At 54.7% G+C, this 19,273-nt stretch carries 18 protein-coding genes; 9 read left to right on the top strand and 9 right to left on the bottom strand.

Annotation, left to right across the window (positions count from 1 at the left end; all coding sequences use genetic code 11):
- Positions 1-48: 48 nt before the first annotated feature.
- From AB8B76_RS03310 to AB8B76_RS03280, 7 genes are all read left to right on the top strand, one after another.
- Positions 49-996 carry a tRNA dihydrouridine synthase gene (locus AB8B76_RS03310; protein WP_405270254.1) on the top strand — a complete coding sequence of 316 codons (948 nt, stop codon included), beginning with the start codon at positions 49-51 and terminating at the stop codon, positions 994-996.
- A gap of 22 nt (positions 997-1,018) precedes the next feature.
- On the top strand, positions 1,019-2,575 hold the full coding sequence (locus AB8B76_RS03305; protein WP_405270252.1) for a peptide MFS transporter: 1,557 nt from the start codon (positions 1,019-1,021) through the stop codon (positions 2,573-2,575).
- A gap of 15 nt (positions 2,576-2,590) precedes the next feature.
- On the top strand, positions 2,591-3,820 hold the full coding sequence (locus AB8B76_RS03300; protein ID WP_405270250.1) for a saccharopine dehydrogenase family protein: 1,230 nt from the start codon (positions 2,591-2,593) through the stop codon (positions 3,818-3,820).
- Positions 3,821-3,848: 28 nt separating this feature from the next.
- Positions 3,849-5,963: a hypothetical protein gene (locus AB8B76_RS03295; protein WP_405270248.1), complete on the top strand. Its 2,115-nt coding sequence runs from the start codon at positions 3,849-3,851 to the stop codon at positions 5,961-5,963.
- A gap of 84 nt (positions 5,964-6,047) precedes the next feature.
- Positions 6,048-6,833, top strand: coding sequence for a (Fe-S)-binding protein (locus AB8B76_RS03290; protein ID WP_405270246.1), 786 nt, complete (start codon positions 6,048-6,050; stop codon positions 6,831-6,833).
- Positions 6,833-8,251 (top strand): lactate utilization protein B, encoded by a 1,419-nt coding sequence (locus tag AB8B76_RS03285; protein WP_405270244.1) that lies wholly within the window; start codon positions 6,833-6,835, stop codon positions 8,249-8,251. The genes AB8B76_RS03290 and AB8B76_RS03285 overlap by 1 nt, the downstream gene beginning before the upstream one ends.
- Entirely contained in the window at positions 8,248-8,922 is a 675-nt protein-coding gene (locus tag AB8B76_RS03280) for a lactate utilization protein C (protein ID WP_405270242.1), read from the top strand. Before AB8B76_RS03285 ends, AB8B76_RS03280 begins: the two co-directional genes overlap by 4 nt.
- Before the next feature lie 41 nt (positions 8,923-8,963).
- On the opposite strand, the gene AB8B76_RS03275 is transcribed toward AB8B76_RS03280, so the two are convergent.
- The 3 genes from AB8B76_RS03275 to AB8B76_RS03265 all read right to left on the bottom strand — a co-directional run bounded on the left by AB8B76_RS03275 (position 8,964) and on the right by AB8B76_RS03265 (position 11,625).
- Positions 8,964-9,533, bottom strand: coding sequence for a YSC84-related protein (locus tag AB8B76_RS03275; RefSeq protein WP_405270239.1), 570 nt, complete (start codon positions 9,531-9,533; stop codon positions 8,964-8,966).
- A 71-nt stretch (positions 9,534-9,604) separates the two neighbouring features.
- A complete protein-coding gene (gap, locus tag AB8B76_RS03270) occupies positions 9,605-10,603 on the bottom strand; it encodes a type I glyceraldehyde-3-phosphate dehydrogenase (RefSeq protein ID WP_405270236.1) in 999 nt (332 codons plus the stop codon).
- Positions 10,600-11,625, bottom strand: a complete 1,026-nt coding sequence (locus AB8B76_RS03265; protein ID WP_405270233.1) for a glyceraldehyde 3-phosphate dehydrogenase NAD-binding domain-containing protein — start codon at positions 11,623-11,625, stop codon at positions 10,600-10,602. Before AB8B76_RS03265 ends, gap begins: the two co-directional genes overlap by 4 nt.
- A gap of 181 nt (positions 11,626-11,806) precedes the next feature.
- On the opposite strand from AB8B76_RS03265, the gene folE reads away from it, so the two are divergent.
- Positions 11,807-12,487, top strand: coding sequence for a GTP cyclohydrolase I FolE (gene folE / locus AB8B76_RS03260; RefSeq protein WP_405270230.1), 681 nt, complete (start codon positions 11,807-11,809; stop codon positions 12,485-12,487).
- A 7-nt stretch (positions 12,488-12,494) separates the two neighbouring features.
- Here the strand turns inward: folE and AB8B76_RS03255 are convergent, their stop codons facing one another.
- The 5 genes from AB8B76_RS03255 to AB8B76_RS03235 form a co-directional block, all read right to left on the bottom strand.
- Positions 12,495-12,977, bottom strand: coding sequence for a YaiI/YqxD family protein (locus AB8B76_RS03255; RefSeq protein ID WP_405270227.1), 483 nt, complete (start codon positions 12,975-12,977; stop codon positions 12,495-12,497).
- 34 nt (positions 12,978-13,011) lie between these two features.
- A complete protein-coding gene (locus tag AB8B76_RS03250; protein WP_405270224.1) occupies positions 13,012-14,661 on the bottom strand; it encodes an AMP-binding protein in 1,650 nt (549 codons plus the stop codon).
- 72 nt (positions 14,662-14,733) lie between these two features.
- Complete coding sequence (locus AB8B76_RS03245; protein WP_405270222.1) at positions 14,734-15,327, bottom strand: hypothetical protein; 594 nt, start codon at positions 15,325-15,327, stop codon at positions 14,734-14,736.
- A complete protein-coding gene (locus AB8B76_RS03240; protein WP_405270219.1) occupies positions 15,317-15,697 on the bottom strand; it encodes a hypothetical protein in 381 nt (126 codons plus the stop codon). The genes AB8B76_RS03245 and AB8B76_RS03240 overlap by 11 nt, the downstream gene beginning before the upstream one ends.
- A gap of 73 nt (positions 15,698-15,770) precedes the next feature.
- The gene (locus tag AB8B76_RS03235; protein WP_405270217.1) at positions 15,771-16,511 is read right to left on the bottom strand and encodes an SDR family NAD(P)-dependent oxidoreductase; all 741 of its coding nucleotides are present in this window, start codon (positions 16,509-16,511) and stop codon (positions 15,771-15,773) included.
- Positions 16,512-16,631: 120 nt separating this feature from the next.
- On the opposite strand from AB8B76_RS03235, the gene AB8B76_RS03230 reads away from it, so the two are divergent.
- Complete coding sequence (locus tag AB8B76_RS03230; RefSeq protein WP_405270214.1) at positions 16,632-17,156, top strand: gamma-glutamylcyclotransferase; 525 nt, start codon at positions 16,632-16,634, stop codon at positions 17,154-17,156.
- A gap of 18 nt (positions 17,157-17,174) precedes the next feature.
- On the opposite strand, the gene AB8B76_RS03225 is transcribed toward AB8B76_RS03230, so the two are convergent.
- Positions 17,175-19,273, bottom strand: a 2,099-nt coding sequence (locus AB8B76_RS03225) for a putative bifunctional diguanylate cyclase/phosphodiesterase (protein ID WP_405270211.1), incomplete at its 5' end; no start/stop codon positions are given.

The raw sequence follows: 19,273 nt of genomic DNA, 5'->3' as shown, positions 1-19,273 counted from the left end.
TTCACGCCTGTGAACTGTGAACCAAATCCCCGCATCCTACTGGCGCCCATGGAGGGCGTCATCGATCACACTATGCGTGACCTGCTCACGCAGCTCGGTGGCATTGACCGCTGCGTGACCGAATTCCTGCGAATCAGCCAGGAACTGCTGCCGCCGCGAGTGTTTCACCGAATATGCCCTGAACTAGCTCAAGGGGGACGGACGCCCTCCGGCGTGCCTGTATATCTGCAAATTCTTGGGGGCGATCCAAATCTGGTCGCAGAGAATGCGGCTCGCGCCGCTGAGCTCGGTGCCGTGGGCGTAGATCTAAACTTCGGCTGTCCCGCCAAAACGGTAAACCGTTCCGATGGCGGATCCATCATCCTTCGTCAACCAGAGCGCGTGCACTCGATTGTAGCAGCGACGCGACGAGCGATGCCCGATTCGGTTCCCCTCAGCGTAAAGATTCGTCTGGGCTTCGACAATAGCGACAGTTTTTTGGACATTGTTTCGGGTATCGATGCGGCAAAACCCAGTGAGATTGTTATTCACGCGCGGACCCGCTCAGATGGATATCGTCCTCCGGCGTACTGGGAGCACATCGCCTTGGCTCGCTCCGTGACCCAACTTCCATTGATAGCCAATGGTGAAATCTGGGGCGTGGGCGACGCTCGGCTTGCCCGAGAAAAGAGCAACACCCCCGACTTGATGCTGGGTCGCGGCGTACTTTGTAGACCAGATCTTCCCCGGTTAATTCGCGCAGCCGATGAGGGCACAGAACAGCCCGCGCTCAGCTGGGATGAGATACGCGGGTATTTAATCAAGTACCTTGCGATCACCATGGAAACCTATGACGCTCGCTACGCGGTAAACCCCATCAAACAGTGGTTGGGCTATCTGAGACACTACTACCCTCAGGCCGCAGCGATGTTTGCAGTCATCAAGCGTATTCTTGATCCGGAGCTATTGCGCCTTGCTATTGCCGGTGATGACGATCCGGCGCGCTTGGCGGCCTAGCTAGAACAATAAGGAGAACTGAATGTCCACAGCAACAGCAGATGCCCCAGTAGTTTTGGATGACCGCGGCTTTTTTGGTCACCCGCGGGGCCTGATGATTTGCTTTGCCACAGAAATGTGGGAGCGATTCTCGTTTTACGGCATGAAGTATCTATTGCTGTTGTATCTCACGAAGTATCACCTGTTTACAGATGCCGAAGGATTAGAGGTACTCGGCGGCTATGCCGCATTGGTTTACGCCATGCCTGTGATCGGGGGGCTCTTGGCTGATCGATACCTGGGGATGCGCAAGTCAGTGATCCTCGGTGGCCTGCTGCTCGTTGCAGGGCACCTCGGCATGGCCATCGAAGGTGAGCAGGCACGCATGGTGGGTGACAGCATCCAGCGTGACACTCGAGCACTACAGGTTTTTTACGCCTCCCTGGCGCTCATCGTTATCGGGGTAGGATTCCTAAAGCCAAACATCTCGACCATCGTGGGGCAGCTCTATAGCAAGGACGATCCTAGACGTGATTCAGGCTTCACGATTTTTTATATGGGGATTAACTTAGGCTCTTTCACGGCAACGCTACTCTGCGGTTATCTCGGTGAGACCTATGGCTGGGGCTACGGCTTTGGCGCAGCGGGCATCGGCATGCTCATCGGTTTGGCCACGTTCATTTATGGTCAACGCTATCTAGCAGGGCTCGCGGAGCCGCCCGAAGATAGCAAGCTGGATCAGCGCACGACCATTGGACTGTCTCGCGAGCACAGCATCTATTTAGGCGCTCTAGCGGGTGTTGTAGTGGTCTGGCAAATGCTGCAGTTTCACGCTGCTGTGGGACTACTCCTCAATTCTCTATCGCTCATTGTCCTGGGTGGCTTGAGCTGGTTCATCATCGCTCGCTGCGATGCCATTGAACGCAGCCGAATGATCGTGCTCATTGTGTTGACCATGTCCACCGTCGTGTTCTGGGCCTTGTTTGAACAAAGCGCGGCATCCATGACTCTCTTCGCGGATCGCGTGATGGATCGAGAAGTCTTTGGCATGACGCTTACCGCCTCTCAATACGGCGCACTAAATTCAATGTTCATTTTTATGTTTGCGCCTTTCTTTGCGTGGCTATGGACCACCCTCGGACGCCGCGGGCTAGAGCCATCTACGCCCGTAAAATTTGCACTTGGCATCGCCCAGGCAGGTCTTGGCTTTGGCGCTCTGGTGATCGGTGCGGCAAACCCCGATCAGGCCGGCCTCGTTTCAGGATACTGGATGGTGCTCGCTTACCTACTGCATACTTGCGGAGAGCTTTGCCTGTCACCCGTCGGCCTTTCCGCCGTCACCAAACTTGCCGTACCCAGCGTCGTAGGCGTAATGATGGGGTCGTGGTTCCTGGCCACCGCCTACTCCGAATTTGTCGCAGCACAGCTGGCGAAGTTAGCTGCTCTGGAAACCAGCGGTGGCACTATCACCGATACAGCGGCAGCACTGGCAAGTTACGGAGAGTTGTTTAACAGCCTCTTTTGGCTTGGTCTGGGCGTAGGTTTGCTGATGCTATTGCTGTCGCCACTGCTGCGTCGCATGATGCACGGTATTCACTAGAGGCAGGTAATCGGTATGTCAGAGCGCAGCTACGACATAGTTCTTTTTGGAGCCACCGGATTCACCGGTCAATTGGTGGCCGAGTACCTCCTGGAGCGCTACGGCAGCGACGGAGAAATTCGCTGGGCTCTAGCGGGCCGAAACCTCGACAAGTTAACAACAGTGCGGCAAGCCCTGCAGGGCGTAAAACCGGCAAACCCCCTGCCACTCATCACTGCCGATAGTAGTGATCTCGACGGTTTGAAAGCCCTGGCTTCCAGTACCTCAGTTGTCTGCAGCACCGTAGGTCCCTATGCACGACACGGCAGCGAGTTAGTCGCGGCCTGCGTGGAAGCGGGAACTGACTACTGCGATCTTACGGGTGAAGTGCACTGGATCGCGCGAATGATTGAGCGCCACCAGGAAGCCGCCGAAACCAGCGGTGCGCGCATTGTGCACAGCTGCGGCTTCGACTCCATCCCCTCCGATCTGGGCAACTGGTTTGTACAGCAAGCAATGTATGAACAACACGGCGTCGCTGCAGCCCGGGTCCGCGGACGCGTGGGTAAAACTCGAGGAGCCGCCAGTGGTGGAACAGTTGCGAGCTTACTGGGGGTCCTAGAGGACGCAGGTCGTGACCCAGCGCTTCGACGCTTACTCAAGAACAAGTATTGCCTGTATCCCCAAGGAGAAAGTCCAGGGCCCGACGTACAGGACCAAAGCCTTCCCGCTTTCGATCCATGCTTTGAACAATGGACTACCCCTTTTGTCATGGCTTTGATTAACGAACGCGTGGTCAGACGAAGCAATGCATTGCTGGGCTTTCCTTGGGGTAGAGACTTTGACTACGACGAGAGTCAGCTATGCACGAGTCGTGCTCAGGCATTAGCCATCAGTCTTGGAATGGGTGCCGCAATGCTGACAGCAAGCAACTCCATCGGCCGAAACACCTTGGCGAAGCTGTTGCCGAAGCCTGGCGAGGGTCCCGATCGAGATGCCCGGGAACGGGGATTTTTCGAGCTTTACTTCCACGCGGAACATCCCACAGACGTTACTAAATCCTTGCGAGCTCGCGTCAGCGGAGATCGTGATCCCGGCTATGGCGCGACCTCAAGGATGCTTGGAGAAGCGGCCGTATGTCTCGCCAAAGATCCGGCAACCGTCGATGGCGGAGTATGGACGCCAGCATCGGCATTAGCGCCGACTCTCTTGCCGCGTCTGGAAGAAAGTGCTGGGCTGAAGTTCAGCCTGATTCCCACAAGCTAGCCTGATTCGGCGGAGCGAGAGCGCAGCTTTGACGAATTCCGAGCAGCCACGCTTTAATCTTGTTTTCTCTGGGCAGCTACTGCCCGGCACCGACATCGAACGCGCCAAGAGAACCCTCGCAGCGTTTTTTGGTTTACGGGACGTGAGCGGTGTGTCTGTATTTTTCAGTGGCAAGCCCGTGCCATTGCGACGCAACATCACCAAAAGTGACGCTCAACGACTCTATCGGCAACTTCGTGGAGTCGGTCTGATTTGTGAAATTTCTTCTGTTGAGCCCGACATAAAGCCAGAGGAAACGCCGCCCGCTGCAGAATCCAGACCCAAGCCAAAACAAAAAACAGAACAAAAGCCGAAGCTCACAGCGAAGCCGCAGCAACCCCCTAAACCCACACCGGCACCGGCACCGGCACCGGAAAATGAACCGAAATCTGATTCCGGTAGTGCGCCCGCCGCACTGCAGCCTTCTGGAAAAGCCCCAAATCTTTTCGCACTACGGCCGGCATTTCCACTACAAAACCGCGCACAACTTCTTGAAACCACCCAGATACGCGGCTTTATCGCTGCTGGTGTTGGACTTGCGCTTTGCGCTGTTATGCTTGCCGTCATCGTCCGTTTTCCGGCGGCCCCCGCGGGACAGAAACCTCTCGGTGCTCTAGCGGGAATCTCACTACCCGGCAATGAGTTGGTGCTTCTGGTAGAGGGCGCGCTCTTGCTACACGAACGATCAGGACTACCCAAAGGCCGTATCAGCGCAGCGGAGCTAGGTTTTAAGCGGATCGCGCCTCCGCTTTGGGCGACGCAAAGTGGAGACCTGCTCCTCAACGCCATAGCGGAGGAGGGTCAACTACGGCTTCAGCGATGCGACCTAAGCGAACTAAGCTGCTATCCCTTTAGCCCAGAAGTATTAGAAAGCCCCGTGACTGCCATCGCCAGCTCTTTACTGGGCGATAACTTCTTTTTCCTCGGTGCAGAGGGACAGCTATGGAGAAGCAACAGCGCGGGAGAGATTGAATCCGAAGCGACCGTCCAGCCTCCTTGGGGGCAGCCAAGACTGCTTTCCAGCGGCGGACTGCTCCTGGCGCCGGCCGCAGAAGGCCCCATGTTGGGGGTCTATCGTCCTGATGCACAAAACTTCGGTCAGCAACTTGATGCTCTCCTGGTCATGCCTCTTGAAGCGGTCGATAAGGGGCAAGACAGATTACGTGATGTGGCAATTGGGGAAGAGGAGTATTGGGCATTAATGGCGGGTGAAGAAGCGCCCGCTAACTTGTTTCAATTTGATAAACAGTGGGGAAGTCCCAAGCCCATCGCCTTACCCGCCCCCCTCGTTGAACCCTACCTTATTCGCTGGCGGGACAAGGTGCTGGTCGCCGACACTCAGCAAGCACAGATACAACGGGTCGCTAGCGATGGCAGCATCGAGGCCGTCTTCGAGTCCACATTGCTGACTGAAGAGAGAGACAACTGGATAAAGGTGTCTCAACAACGGAGCCTGATGAGGCAGCTTGGAATCGGCTTGCCGATGATACTAATAGTCTTTTGCGCGTCTTTAGCGCTGCTATATCATTTTAGCTATCGATCGCTGCAGAAGTGTCCTCAGCAAAGGAGTGCCCTCCTCGACCCCATGCCCGGGGGCATCCATTGGCTTCCCCGTTCGGTAAGAGCCGATGCCGCGATAAAACGAACGAGTCTGATACTTGTGGCTCTGATGTTCTTCCTAATCCTGCTCTTCGCTACTCTCGGAGGATGGCTGTGGCTCCTCGCTGGTCTTCCAGCGGCAGCCGGGTTGCTATATGCCTCGAGCAAATTGCGCGAAGGTTCCGGTGGGCACCTTGGACTATTGGACAAGCACTTCATTTCCGTGGATTACGACGGTAGATACTTCTATGGTGAGCGAACGGTTATGCGTGGAAATGCTGCAGTGCTTGTTGCTCCGGAGGTGGTTTTACCGATCGCAATACCGGGACTAGCTAATCTGGAATCGGGAAGTCTCGATACCGAACGCTACAGCGCAAAGCTCAAGAGCACGCCCTCCGAAATAATTGGCGCGCTATGGCTGTCCCAACACCCCTGGATAAAGGGTGTCCTGGCAATGATCGGCGGACTGCTTATGAGTATCGGTCTGCTACTGATAATCGGATGATGATCTTTTGCAGCTATACTGCTGCACACTTCATTCTGCGGCAGCGAAAGACAAAGCTATGCGCACTATCCAGAGATCGCCAGCGTGACAGAGAACGCCAGAGTGACCCCGGCGCAGTCATCTCCCAAGGTCGCACTTTTCATCACCTGCCTCGCTGACCTGATGCGCCCATCGGTAGCGCAGGCCAGTTTAGAGCTGTTACAAATCGCCGGTTGCGATGTAACAGTCCCTCCAGCGCAAACTTGCTGCGGACAACCTTCTTACAACAACGGTGATTCCCTGGGAGCAACGCGCACAGCAAAACAAGTGATCGAGCGCTTTGAGGACTTTGATTACGTAGTACTTCCCTCCGGCTCCTGCGCGGGCATGCTGATCAGGCATTACCCGAAATTGCTTGAAGGGCCGTGGAAAGAGCGCGCTCTGCAATTTGCCGGTCGGGTCTTTGAGCTCACCACGTTTTTACTTGAAGTCTGCGACTACCAGCCGACGCCGCGGACATCAACGAACAGCATTGCTTACCACGACAGTTGCGCTGGTTTACGGGAGTTGCAGATCAGAGATCAGCCACGATCACTGCTTACCCGTGCCAATGTCACCGTGAAGGAACTTGCGCAGCCTGATGTTTGCTGCGGCTTCGGGGGCACTTTTTGCGCAAAGATGCCCGCTATCTCAGGGGATATGGCTGACCGCAAAATCGAGGATCTTGAAAACAGTGGATCAACGACGCTCGTTGCAGGAGACCTTGGCTGCCTCCTGGCATTGGAAGGACGAGCAGGGAGAACCGGTAAGGAACTGCAGTTCAAGCACATCGCGGAAGTGCTTATGGATAATGATCGCGCCGCATCCACAGTCAAAGCTGCGGATAGCTAATGGAGCAACGCAGTCGTGAATTTCTGGAACTCGCCGAGGAGGCGATTGCCAGCACCGAGCGCGCAAAGAACCGCAAAGTGCTGGGCGCCCTCATGCCAAAACAGCGCAGCAAAGCGATTAGCGACTTCGGAGACGGCGACTTTTCAGAACTCCGTCGGGACGTAAAAGCTATTCGCGAGCATGCACTGGGAAATCTGGGGCACTACCTCGAAACCTTCACTCACAATGCCCGCGAGAACGGCAGTACAGTGAATTTCGCCCGTAATGGTGAAGAGCTCAATGAGATAGTCCTGGACATCTGCGCGCGGAGCGAGGCACGGCGAGTTGCCAAGGGTAAGTCCATGATCACCGAAGAGACGGAACTCAACGCGGCTTTAGAGAGCGCCGGTTTTACTGTAAGAGAAACCGATCTTGGCGAGTACATTATTCAGGAAGCCGGGGAAACGCCGAGCCACATCGTTGGCCCAGCGCTCCACAAGACACAGGCTGAAATCCGTGAACTGTTTCTCGAACGCCACGACCTCGGGGAACGGGACCTTGGCAGTGCTGAGTCGATGGTAGCGGAAGCGCGTCAGATACTGCGGGAGGACTTCCTGAGTGCTGACATAGGCATTGTAGGTAGCAACGCACTCATCGCTGAAAATGGCTTCTCCATGCTCGTAACCAACGAGGGAAATGGTGATCTCTGCGCTAATCTTCCTCCAGTGCTCATCGTTTGCACGAGCGTAGATCGAGTATTGCCGAGATCCGAAGACGCCATGGCCATGCTTCGTTTGCTGGTGCGATCCACCACTGGCCAAGCTGTCAGTTGCTACACAAGCTTTTACGCTGGCCCCCGTCGCCCCACAGACGTGGACGGCCCTTTGGAAACCCACTTTGTACTGCTGGACAACGAGCGTAGCGAGATTCTGGCGAGCGACTACGCTGAGATGCTCCAGTGCATTCGCTGTGGGGCTTGCCTGAATCACTGCCCCGTGTATATGAGCGCGGGAGGCCATGCCTATGGCTGGGTCTATCCGGGCCCCATGGGGTCCGTGCTCACGCCACTACTGACCTCACTGGAAGATAGTGCGCTTCTCCCTGACGCCTGCACCGCCTGCGGTCGCTGCGAGGAAGTCTGCCCCGCAGCTATCCCCATACCCGACCTGCTCCGCGATCTCCGCGAAGAGAAGTTCACCGAGGGCATCACCGGGAAACGCTGGCGCGCAGGTATTCGGCTTCATTCCTGGCTGTCTTTGCATCCGCGTCTCTATCAGACCATCACTTCGGCGGTCGTGGGCATCATGCACAGAATCGGAGGGCGCAAGGGCTTTATCGGCAGACTACCGTTGATTGGGGGCTGGTTTGAGGCGAGAGACTTGCCCTCACCTGCCGCCAAAACCTTCCAGCAAATGCATCGGGAAGCGTCGAAGGAATGAGCGCCAACGAAGCAGAAAAAGAGGTGATGGCACGCCTCAAGGGCGCCTCTCGACGAAGCTCCGCGGAGCAAATAGCCAAGGAGCTAAGCGAACTCAGAACACCCCGCTCTGCCCCTCTGCCTAAGGCAGATCTTGGCGAGGCGATGCGCTTTAATCTGCAGCGTAATGGCGCAAGCTCCATGGAAGTGGAATCCCGCAGTGCAGCGGTGGAAGAAATCTCCAGAACTATCGCTCAAAAGTATGGGCAGCGGCGCATTGTAACGGGGCATGATCCGCGCCTTGCAGCGTTACCATGGCGAAGCGGCGGTCTTTTACCCCGGTTCGATACAGCTCAACCAGGGGACACGGTCTCGGTAAGCTACGCCTATCGCGGAGTCGCTGAAACTGGCTCTCTCGCACTGATGCTGGACCGCAATAATCCCGGCCTCAATAATCTGCTGGTCGAAGACCACATTATCCTCGTGGATCGCTCAGATATCTGTGAACGCTTGGAAGGTATCTGGACTGAACCCAAGTTGAAGGACAGAGAATCTCGCCCAAGGGGTTTGATGATGATCTCGGGCCCCTCGAGCACCGCCGATATTTCCATGCAACTGGTACTGGGCGCTCACGGCCCGCGATCACTACATGTCGTGATCGTCGGAAGCACCCCCACTAGCCGCTCTAAATAGCTCTGAACTGGCCTCCAACGCTGTGGCCGAGAAAGCCGCCCTCAGAGCGGCTTGTAAGAGAACTTCTGGCCGCCGATAGACGCCTCGTACATGAGTCCACCCCGAGCGATCGTGAAAATTGCCAGGCCCTTACGGTAGCCACTGTTCGACACGTTAGCGTCGTTTCTGCCACCGCTGGCGCTGGTAGCTGTGCCGCCTCCGGTGTTCGCCTCTGCAGACACGCCCGCAGTAATCGCAACGGCTGTCGCCTGAGCACTGAATTCAAAATTTCCCGATGTAAAACTCTTGAATGCGCGCTCGTCCTCCAGAAAAATCATTTGGCTGAAAGCCTGTGCGCCCATCTGCAGACCTACGGTCAACTGGGTCATCGAGGTATCGCCGACATACATCCCCTTGGCATACACGCGACCGGCTCCATGAGACCCACCAATCCCGAACCCGCCCTTGCCGATGGTGGGAAAAACCACATAGCCGTAAGCATTCTCAAAGAACGGCGCCGTTTGATCCGCAGCGCGAAAAGAAGCGAGGGCGTCGTCATACTCACCGGAATAGCTAAGCGGGCTAAAAAGCAAAGCAAAAACTGCCGTGAAGCCGAAAAAGCGATTAAACATAGTATGGGGAATCCTTAATCAATCTTGAGCAAACCGTATTGTCTGCCCAGGTGGTTTCTTGTGGCGCAAGTTTACCAGTGACTCATCGTAGCGAGCACGTCGCAAACTCGACAACTATATCCCCACTCGTTGTCATACCAGTTCAAAACCCTCAAATATCGACCGCCTGTTACTGCGGTAAAGCCACAATCATAAATCGAGGAGTGGCTATCACCTATAACATCCGTAGACACCAGGGGACGGTCACTGTACTGCAATATGCCTTGTAAACGAGTCGACTCAGACGCGGCTTTCACAACCCGGTCCACTTCTTCGACCGACACCGTACGAGATAGTTTCACGAACAAATCCACCACCGACCCATCAGGCACCGGCACTCTGGAGGCAATACCGTGAAGCCTTCCCTTTAAATCAGGCAGCACAACGCCAACGGCTTTTGCAGCGCCGGTTGAAGTGGGAATAATGTTCTCGGCAGCGGCACGACTGCGACGCCAGTCGGAATGGGGAACATCGGCCAAGCGCTGGTCATTGGTATACGCATGCACGGTGTTAATCACGCCCTCAAGAATGCCAAATTCCTCGTGAAGAACCCTTGCCATGGGTGCCAGACAATTGGTTGTGCAACTGGCATTGGACACGATGCGATGCGAATCGTTGAGTCCTTCTTCGTTAACGCCCAAGACCACCGTGTAGTCGATTTCATCCTTTGCAGGCACGGTCAACACGACGCGGCCCGCGCCTGCATCAAGATGCATTTGCAGTTGTTCACGAGAACGGAAAACGCCAGTGGATTCGACAACGGCGTCGATACCGAGCTCAGCCCAGGGCAAGGCTGAGGGGTCGCGACCGCTGAGCATCTGCACGCGGCCCTTCGGTGTCACCAGAAAATCATCTTCCAAAGTGAGCTCATGGGGAAATGGCCCCATCACCGTGTCGTACTTCAATAGGTAGCGCAGCGCATCGTGGTCAAACAAGTCATTGACCGCAACAACCTGAATATCATCGCGCTCTTCGAGAATACGAAAAACAGAGCGACCGATTCGACCAAAGCCATTAATTGCAATTCTCATGATGCGGCCTCCGTCTGCTGATCAAGGCTGGCATAGAGCCTGGCGACATCTAACAATCGCGCTGCATGCCCACGGGTTTCATACCATCCGAGCGTTTTAATGAAGTGCTCTCCGGCCTTTAAAGTGCCCTTGGCATCAAACAACAGAGAATAATCACTGCCCAGTACGTCGGAGGAGACTATGGGGTCCTCCACCACAGCGACGCTGTGGGGATACTTTTTCGCGCCAGCTCGCATTACCTCATTAATGTCCTCAGCCGTTACTGTGTCGTCGTCTAGGACAAGTGTCGTATCCAGCAGACAACCTTCCTGCACCGGTACATTGAGAGTCGATGTGTGCACCTTGCCTGCGAAGCTGGGCAGAATATGGCCCAGCCAACGACCTGCATCGTGGCCATTGGGAATAATATTTTTCGGCGCTGAGCGGCTACGGCGATAATCACTACCCGCGTAGTCCTGCAGCGCTTGATCCGATGTATAGGCATGCACCGTGGTCATGCTTCCGCACTCGACGACGAACCGCTCTGACAAGATGTGTAAAAGAAGGCACAGCGCCGTGGTCGTCGGTGACGCCGCAGAAATCATCCGATCCCGTACGTCTGCAGCACCGCTGTTGATTTCGGGAATGATCACCCGGTCGATAGTGTCCTCGGGCAGCGTGCGTATCAAAACCCGGGGAGCACCACCGGCGAGGTGGGATTGCATGTCCGCCTCGGAGCGGTAGATACCCGTGGCGTCGATAACAATATCAACTTCAAAAATATCCCAGGGCATTTCCGCAGGTGTATCGATAGACATTAAACGACTACGTTGACGGTCGGTGCACAGAAAGTTGCCGTCTAGACGAAAAATCTCTGGGTTTTTAGCCTCAGATTGGAGTAGATAATGCAGGATATCCGCTCTGCCTACGTCCGCCACCGCAACAACTTCGATATCAGAGGACGCAGCGGCCAGTTCGTATATTTGCCTGCCCGTTTGGCCAAAGCCCATGATGCCCAACCGTATGGGTCTCGTTCCGTTCATCGTACCGCTCCCTGTGATGTACACCCAAGGATCCTCACCTAAGGACCTTCACCTGCGGGCCTTTGCTTCGGACCTTCTCGTTTGAGTGTTGCACCCACCCTGGCCACTGTCAAAGTAAGCAAAGTTTAAGCAATCCGAGTGCTCGAAACCGACGTAAAAAGACATACTAAGGAGAACGTCTATGAACCAAGCAGTCGCGACAGAAACCCTTGATTTTGTTGAAGATATAAGTTCCGAAGCGCTCAGCGTACGCCGCGCGCTCGTCGAGCGAGGGCTGGAAACCCCGCTCGTGGACAACGGTCTGACGAGCCAGCAGAAATATGAACGGATTCGCGACAGCTTTAGAGAGATTACCGAAACTCTCGGGCTGGATTTGACTGACGACAGTCTTCAGGAGACTCCTCACCGCATCGCCAAGATGTACGTTGATGAGATATTCAGTGGACTCGACTACGCGCAGTTCCCGAAAATCTCTGTCATCGAGAATAAGATGCAAGTGGAGGAAATGGTGCTGGTCGACGACATCGACCTGGTGAGCACCTGTGAACACCATTTTGTCACCATCGATGGCACAGCTCGCGTGGCATACATCCCGGGAAATAAGATTATCGGCCTGTCGAAGATCAATCGCATTGTGAGGTTTTTCGCGCAGCGCCCTCAGGTTCAAGAGCGACTTACCCAGCAAGTGCTGGTCGCGCTACAAACCCTGTTAGAGACAGAAGACGTTGCCATTACAATTAACGCTGTGCACTACTGCGTAAAATCTCGAGGCGTGATGGATAGTAATTCTTCAACCCGCACCACTGCTCTGGGTGGCGCGTTCAAAAACGATAGTGCGACTCGTGGAGAGTTCCTACGCTGAGTCTGTTTTAGGCTGGCGTTCCTGTTTGGGAACGCTTTGCCAGCCAGCTATCCAGCGCATTCGCGAAACGCTGTTTGTCTGCATTATCCAAGGGCGCAGGGCCGCCCGTTTGTACTCCGCTATCTCGTAGCTCAGTCATAAAGTCCCTGACCGCCAAGCGCGCTCGGGCATTTTCTGCGGTGTAGCGTTCTCCTCGCGGGCTAATTGCCAAAGCACCACGCTCGACAACCTCGGCGGCAAGAGGAATATCTTGAGTGATCACGAGATCGCAGGGCTCAAGGCGCTTGAGGATCTCACTGTCCGCCACATCAAAACCGGAAGGGACCTGAACGAAGCTCAGATAGGGCGATGGCGGAACAGCCATGCCGTGGTTCGCCAGCAGGGTAGTCATGCATTGTGAACGTGTTGCCGCACGGAAGAGGATTTCTTTGATCGGCACCGGGCAGGCGTCGGCATCAACCCACACCTGCCCGGCTCTTTCGTCCGTCATTTGTTGCTCAACAACTTGAGAGGAGGAACCGGAACTAGGCCCAGTGAATCAGTAGCTCACCTTGCTCGGCCGCACTACGAGCCAGAGCCTCACCCTGCTCGCCAAAGCGCTCTTCTATTTTGTCCCGACGAATCTTCAGTGTTGGGGTGAGCACTTCATTCTCAATACTCCAGGGCTCGGTGCTGATAATGACCGCGCCAATACGCGCGTGTTTCTCAATTTCACTGTTAATCGTTGCGACGCTATCGCGAATTGAGGCTTCTACCACCTCGGTGTCTTCACTCTGAGCCGCATCAGTAAGCACCGCGATCATAACGGTCTTCGAAAACCCCCTGCCGATCAGACACTGTTGTTCAATAAAAGGGTTATTCGCAAACATGCCCTCGATAGGAGGCGGCGCTACAAACTTCCCTTGAATCGTCTTGAAGTAATCCTTTACTCGGCCAGTGATGTAAATAAATCCGTCTTCATCAACCTTGGCCTTGTCACCGGTATGCAGCCAGCCATCGCGAATAAGTTCAGCTGTTTTATCGGGCTGCTTGTAGTAACCCGGAGTGCAACCCAAGGCGCGTACTGCGAGCTCCCCTTCTTCGGTGATTTTGTATTCCACTTCGCCTACCGGTTTACCGATGGAACCAATACGTCGCGTGTCATGACCACTCACGATCAGCCCCATGGCCTCTGTCTGCCCAAAGCCTTCCATCAGCTTTAATCCAAGAGAATCCCACCAGTGAATCAACGGTGGAGGTGTAGGTGCGGCAGCGGCCAGGCAAAACTCCACCTCACCCAGGCCCATGGTATCGAGCACGAGTTTCCCTATGCCTTCGGCGTCTTCTTTTAATGCTCCCTCGAGCGCTTCCTGACCACCAAACTTACCGATGACCGCCTGTTGAAATTGCTCCCAGATACGCGGAGGCCCAAAAAACATGTGGGGGCGCGTGCGCTGAAGATCGCGAAGTATGTGCTCAAGAGATTCGTTGAAGTTCACTTCTCCGCAACAAAACAGCGACGAGTACTCTACGATCTGACGCTCAGCAATGTGCGAAAGGGGCAAGTAGGAGAAATACCGCGGCTGGTCTCGAAGACCGAAGGCATCGATGAAGCGTTTAATAGGAATGACGTTGCTTTCGTGGGTCTGGATAACGCCTTTGGGCACGCCCGTAGTACCGGATGTGAAAACGAGAGACATCATGTCATCAGCAGCGCAGTCGTAGCTGATTTCTTTGCCCTCGCCTTCTGCAAGGAGCTGATCCCAAGTCAGGTGATCACCTTCGATCTCGACGCCGGGCAAGGCCACAATTGTAATATCTTCGGGAAGCACGGGACGCACCGCCTCCCAGTTAGGACTTTCGCCGACGAAGACAACCTTCGCTTCTGTAAACTCAGCGATGTACTGCGCCGTGCCTGCGGGCAGCGTCGTAAACATACTGACGGTCACGTTACCGGAACGAACGGTCGCTAAGTCTGCCATAAACCAATGCGGCCTATTCCGTGAAAGCACGATCATGCTCTGGCCATGGCCAAAGCGTGTCTCTAATGCGGCCGCAACTGCGTTAATCTGTGCCCGCGCCTCTGCCCAGGTGTAGTCCTCACTACCCTCTTCACGCAGATCACGCATCCAGATTTTGTCACCACGGGTGTCGGCCCAGTGATCCAGGAATTGGGGCAAAGTTTGAAAATCCATTATGTTTTTATCTCCACGTTAAATAAGAGTGATTATGAGAGTGATTAAGTGATGCGTGATTGTACTAAACAATTACTCCAGCCATTCCAGGGTTCTGGCTCCCGCGCCGGAAGGGGTCCCCCGTTGCTCCACCGCATTACCCATGCCAGGACTCAGAAGATTGTTGAGAACCTCCGGTAAAGGCAGTAGCTGCCCGCCGCCCCAATCGTGCTGGGGCAAAGGCTCTAACAAATCATCCACGTCTACGACAGAAACAAAACTGAAAAAGGGTTGAATGGCTGCACCGCCGCCCAAACGATCATCCCGATAAACGCGCTTCGCCACCGTAACACGTCGCTGCTCATCAAAACTCATGATGAGAAAGTCGCCCTGAATTTGCGCACTACCCCAATCGATGTTCAGAAAGTCAGCACCCGCCCACCCTAAACTCAAGCCTAGAGCCGACTCGCGAACCTTCCAGGCTTCCCAGGCCATGACAAACTGATCGTTGCTGACGGCAAATCGGAGGGGTGGGCCCAGGCGAGCAAGCACGCTTGCCATATTCTCACCGTGAGCCTGCTCCTCTATACCTTCGGGCAAGGCCTCACCAAATTGGTAAAACCTCTGCGTGCAACCACCAAGGAGCAGACTGGCGCTCAGCATAGCGACGGCAAAGCTAGTCTTCATTTGCAGGCACGACCCACCCGGAGTAGTCAGCCAGAACATCGTGGCTATCAAAGATAAATACGGCACGATCATAGCGGGCGGTGATGTCAAAACGGTTGTATACAACGAGGATCAAACCCTGGCCTTGGGAGGACTCGTTAAGGTAGTACAGCACAGTCTCATCCCCGAGACTTACCAGTTGAGACGGCGGCCCCAACTCAGCCATTACCTGTCCTCGGGTCGTAGACCCTATCTGAAAGCCATCCAGCGTGGCTTGATCCCAATTCACCTCCACGCCACGCTCCGAGTCATACTGGGCACAGGCGGTGAGAAAAGCCGTCAGTAACACGGTTATCAGGCTGGGTAAGTAAGAGGCGCGCGTAGAGAGCATTCAGGACCGTCCATTTTTATAAAAAAGCTGAGGGATCATAGCCTAGAATAACCCAGCGTCAAGCTAGGGTATTTCACCAGGGAATCGATTTGCCGGCCCAGTCCAGATAAGAAATCTGCCCATCCGCCTTATGCTCGTCCAAGACTCCAGTCAAGCGCTCCGCCACGAAGTCCGCAGTAAACAATTTGCCCTCGGGAACACTTCGCTGGAACGGCTCAGATAGAGCTGTATCAACCGTCCCAGGATGGAAAGCAATAAGCTTTACCCCTTTTGCTCTGCGAGCCAATTCAATAGACGCCGACTTTAAACCCATGTTGAGTGCGGCTTTGGCACTGCGATAGCTATACCACCCGCCCAAGCCATTATCGTTAATACTACCAACGCGAGCGCTCATAACCGCAATACGACAGTCGGGATTTTTGCGAAGCCCGGGAGCAAGAGCCGAAAGCCATAACATGGGCAATACGCAGTTTACGCGATACACCTCCTCCATAGCTGCTTGGCGCAGGGCATCTAGAGATTTTTCCGGTCCGTAGTCAACACCGTGCAACGTGCCCAAAGATATGACTACCCGAGACAAGCGAGAGCTTTCAGCCAATACCTCACGACAGACTTCCCCAATGTCTTCTTCACTGTGGTCCGTCGTAAGAGATCGCCGCCGACCAAACTTCGAGTCATCCTTGGGAGCATGTCGACTGACTTCCCATACCGCGCTAAATCTAGGATCTTCGCACCAATGCTTGGCAACGGCTTTGCCAATGCCGCCCCGCCCGCCAATCACCAAAGCCTGTTCCCTAAGGCTACTCTGTGTCATGTTGGAACCTTTGAAATATAAACAGTTGTTTCGCTCACTTAGGTACGCAGCTTGCGGCGCGACAGATGTAAGATCAGCTGGTAAACAGTGGTGTGGGAGCGAGATTTTGGTTGATCAACAGTGAACAATCAGCATTGGATATTCGGCTACGGATCCCTGATCTACAAAGTCGACTTCCCTTTTATCGAACGGGAAGTCGCGCTGCTTAAAAACTGGTCGAGACGCTTTTGGCAGGGCTCTCACGATCACCGAGGAACTCCGCACTCTCCCGGTCGAGTCGTCACCCTTATTCCCGACCGCGATGCTCTGTGTCGCGGCGTCGCCTATCTGGTTGATGAATCGGTATTTGAACATCTGGATCATCGAGAGAAAAATGGTTACGAGCGCCATTCCACGCCACTGTTACTTGAAGATCGCGACCAGACTGTCACGGGAGTTTTCTACATAGCGACGCGCAGTAATCCGGCGTTTCTCGGCGAGGGCTCTGATCGCGAGCTAGCGCAGCATATCGCCGACAGTCATGGCCCCAGTGGAAGCAATGCTGATTATCTGCTCTCCCTCGCCGAAGCTCTTCGCGAGCTAGATGAGTATGACGAACACGTCATGAATCTTGAGCGGGAGCTACTCCACTTGCGCTCGGGTTAATCACCAGCGCGGGGATAATCACGGTGCACGCTTAACAGTGCTAGGAGAGACGCGATTCTGCGAAGTGTGAGTACGTTGCTCCCAGAGCGCACGCCCCTCGTGTGCCCCTCGCGTAGGCAAGGATGAGTATTCTTCCGCGGTGTTACGTAAGCTTGAAGGTAGCTCCCAGTCTGCAACCCACCGCTCAAAATCCGCTGCAGGAATAGGCCGGGAAAAGAGATAACCCTGCGCCACAGAACAGCCCAGTAAAAGAAGCATCTCCGCCTGCTCTATCGTTTCTACCCCTTCTGCGACAGCTTCTCGATCAAATGCCCTCGCCATGGATAGAATTGCCATAAGCAGCGCAAAATCGTCATAGCTTACGTACATTGATTGCACAAACCTCTGATCGATCTTCACCGTACTGGCACGAAGATCTTTAATATGGGAAAGCGAGCTGTAACCCGTACCAAAGTCATCAAGTGCAAAATTTACGCCCAGTTCTCGACACTCCTCGATGACACTGTTTACCCGAGCCGCATCGGCTACTGCTGCACTTTCCAAAATCTCAAGAGTGAACCCGCTCGTCGAATCACGACCAGCGGCGGCTATATCTGCCCGCAGCCCCGGAACAAACTCAGGCTGCGTGATGTCCAGCGCCGTAACGTTCACGTGCATACCCAAATCCAAGCCCTTCTCTTGCCAGCGTTTTTGCTGGGCGAGCGCCTCGCCGCGAACCCAGCTATCCAGCTTGACCGCCAAGCGATGTCCCATCATGGCTGGCAAAAACTGATCTGGGGGTAACAGCCCACGCTCGGGATGGCGCCAGCGCAGTAAAGCTTCCGCACCGATGACCGTCCCTTTACGCATATCAACCAGGGGTTGATAGAAAAGCTCAAACTCCCCCCGCTCTATACCATCGCCGAAGACTTCTACAAAGGCGCGAAGCGCCGAATCCTCCTGCTCGTCGGATATACGATAGAGGCTCCTACCGCTTTCCTTGGCGCGATACATGGCCTGATCTGCCTGCCTAAGAAGGTGGTCAGGGCCAACGTCCATAGCCGGGGAATAGAAAGCTATACCCGCGCTCGCCGACACCTGCATCGACACACCGGACACCACGCGCGTTTCATGAATCGCAGTCAAAAGGCGATCTAGCAGCGCGATACATTCTTTTCGGCTGTTAAAGTCACAGATAAGAAAAACAAATTCATCACCCCCCAAACGCGCGACGGTATCCGTCCGTCGGATTTGACGGCTAAACAACTGGGAAAGCTGCACGAGAAGTTCGTCACCGGTGGCATGACCATGCTCATCGTTAATCTCTTTAAACTTATCGAGATCCATATAAACGACCGCAAGCTCCACGAGTCGACGATCCGCAGAGGCCATTGCCTGATCGAGACGATCAGAAAACAAAGTCCTGTTTGGCAATCCCGTAAGCGCATCGTAGTGTGCGGCTCGCTCTAACTGCTGCTCATGGTCATGAAGGTCGGTGATGTCGCGACTTATCCCAAAGAGACCGGTAATCTCGCTGGTATCCTTGGAAAAGATCGGCCATTTATAGGTCGATATCCAACCCATGCTCCCGTCTAATTTCTTAAAGCGCTGACGCTGATCCACCAACGGCTCGCGCGATCGGAAAAGCTCCTTTTCCTGTCGAACATATTCCTCGGCAATCTCCGGGGGAAAGACATCCTCATCTCGAAGACCTTCTACGCCGCGTCGATCCGAAAAACCTACCAGCTCCGCAAAGCTGCGACTCGTAAACACGTAACGCCGTGAGGCATCCTTAAAGTACATAAAGTCGGTTGTACGATTGAGAAACAGCTCGAAGTGCTGATTAAGATCTTCCAGTCTTTGATGATCCGCCTTCTGTGCTCTCACCGATCGCTGCAAGTCTTTCCAGAGCGCTGCCAGGCGGCGATTACGTTCCAATAGCGCCAGGAGCAACCCCAAGGCCAAAACCATTAAGATAACCAGTGCGCTAATGCCCAGAGTGTGCTGACGCCAAACATCAAAAATCGAGAAGCTAGGAGGTTTGTCATAGGGTTTTAAACGCAACTCCCTCAATTCGCTTTCAAGGCCCGAATAATCGGCCGGTGCATTCACTCCCGCGAACACTCCCTCAGTCGTTG

Source organism: Congregibacter sp., from assembly GCF_045107095.1.
GTDB lineage: Bacteria > Pseudomonadota > Gammaproteobacteria > Pseudomonadales > Halieaceae > Congregibacter.
The sequence above is the reverse complement of the archived record's forward strand: the minus strand, read 5'-3'. Positions and strand labels throughout refer to the sequence as shown.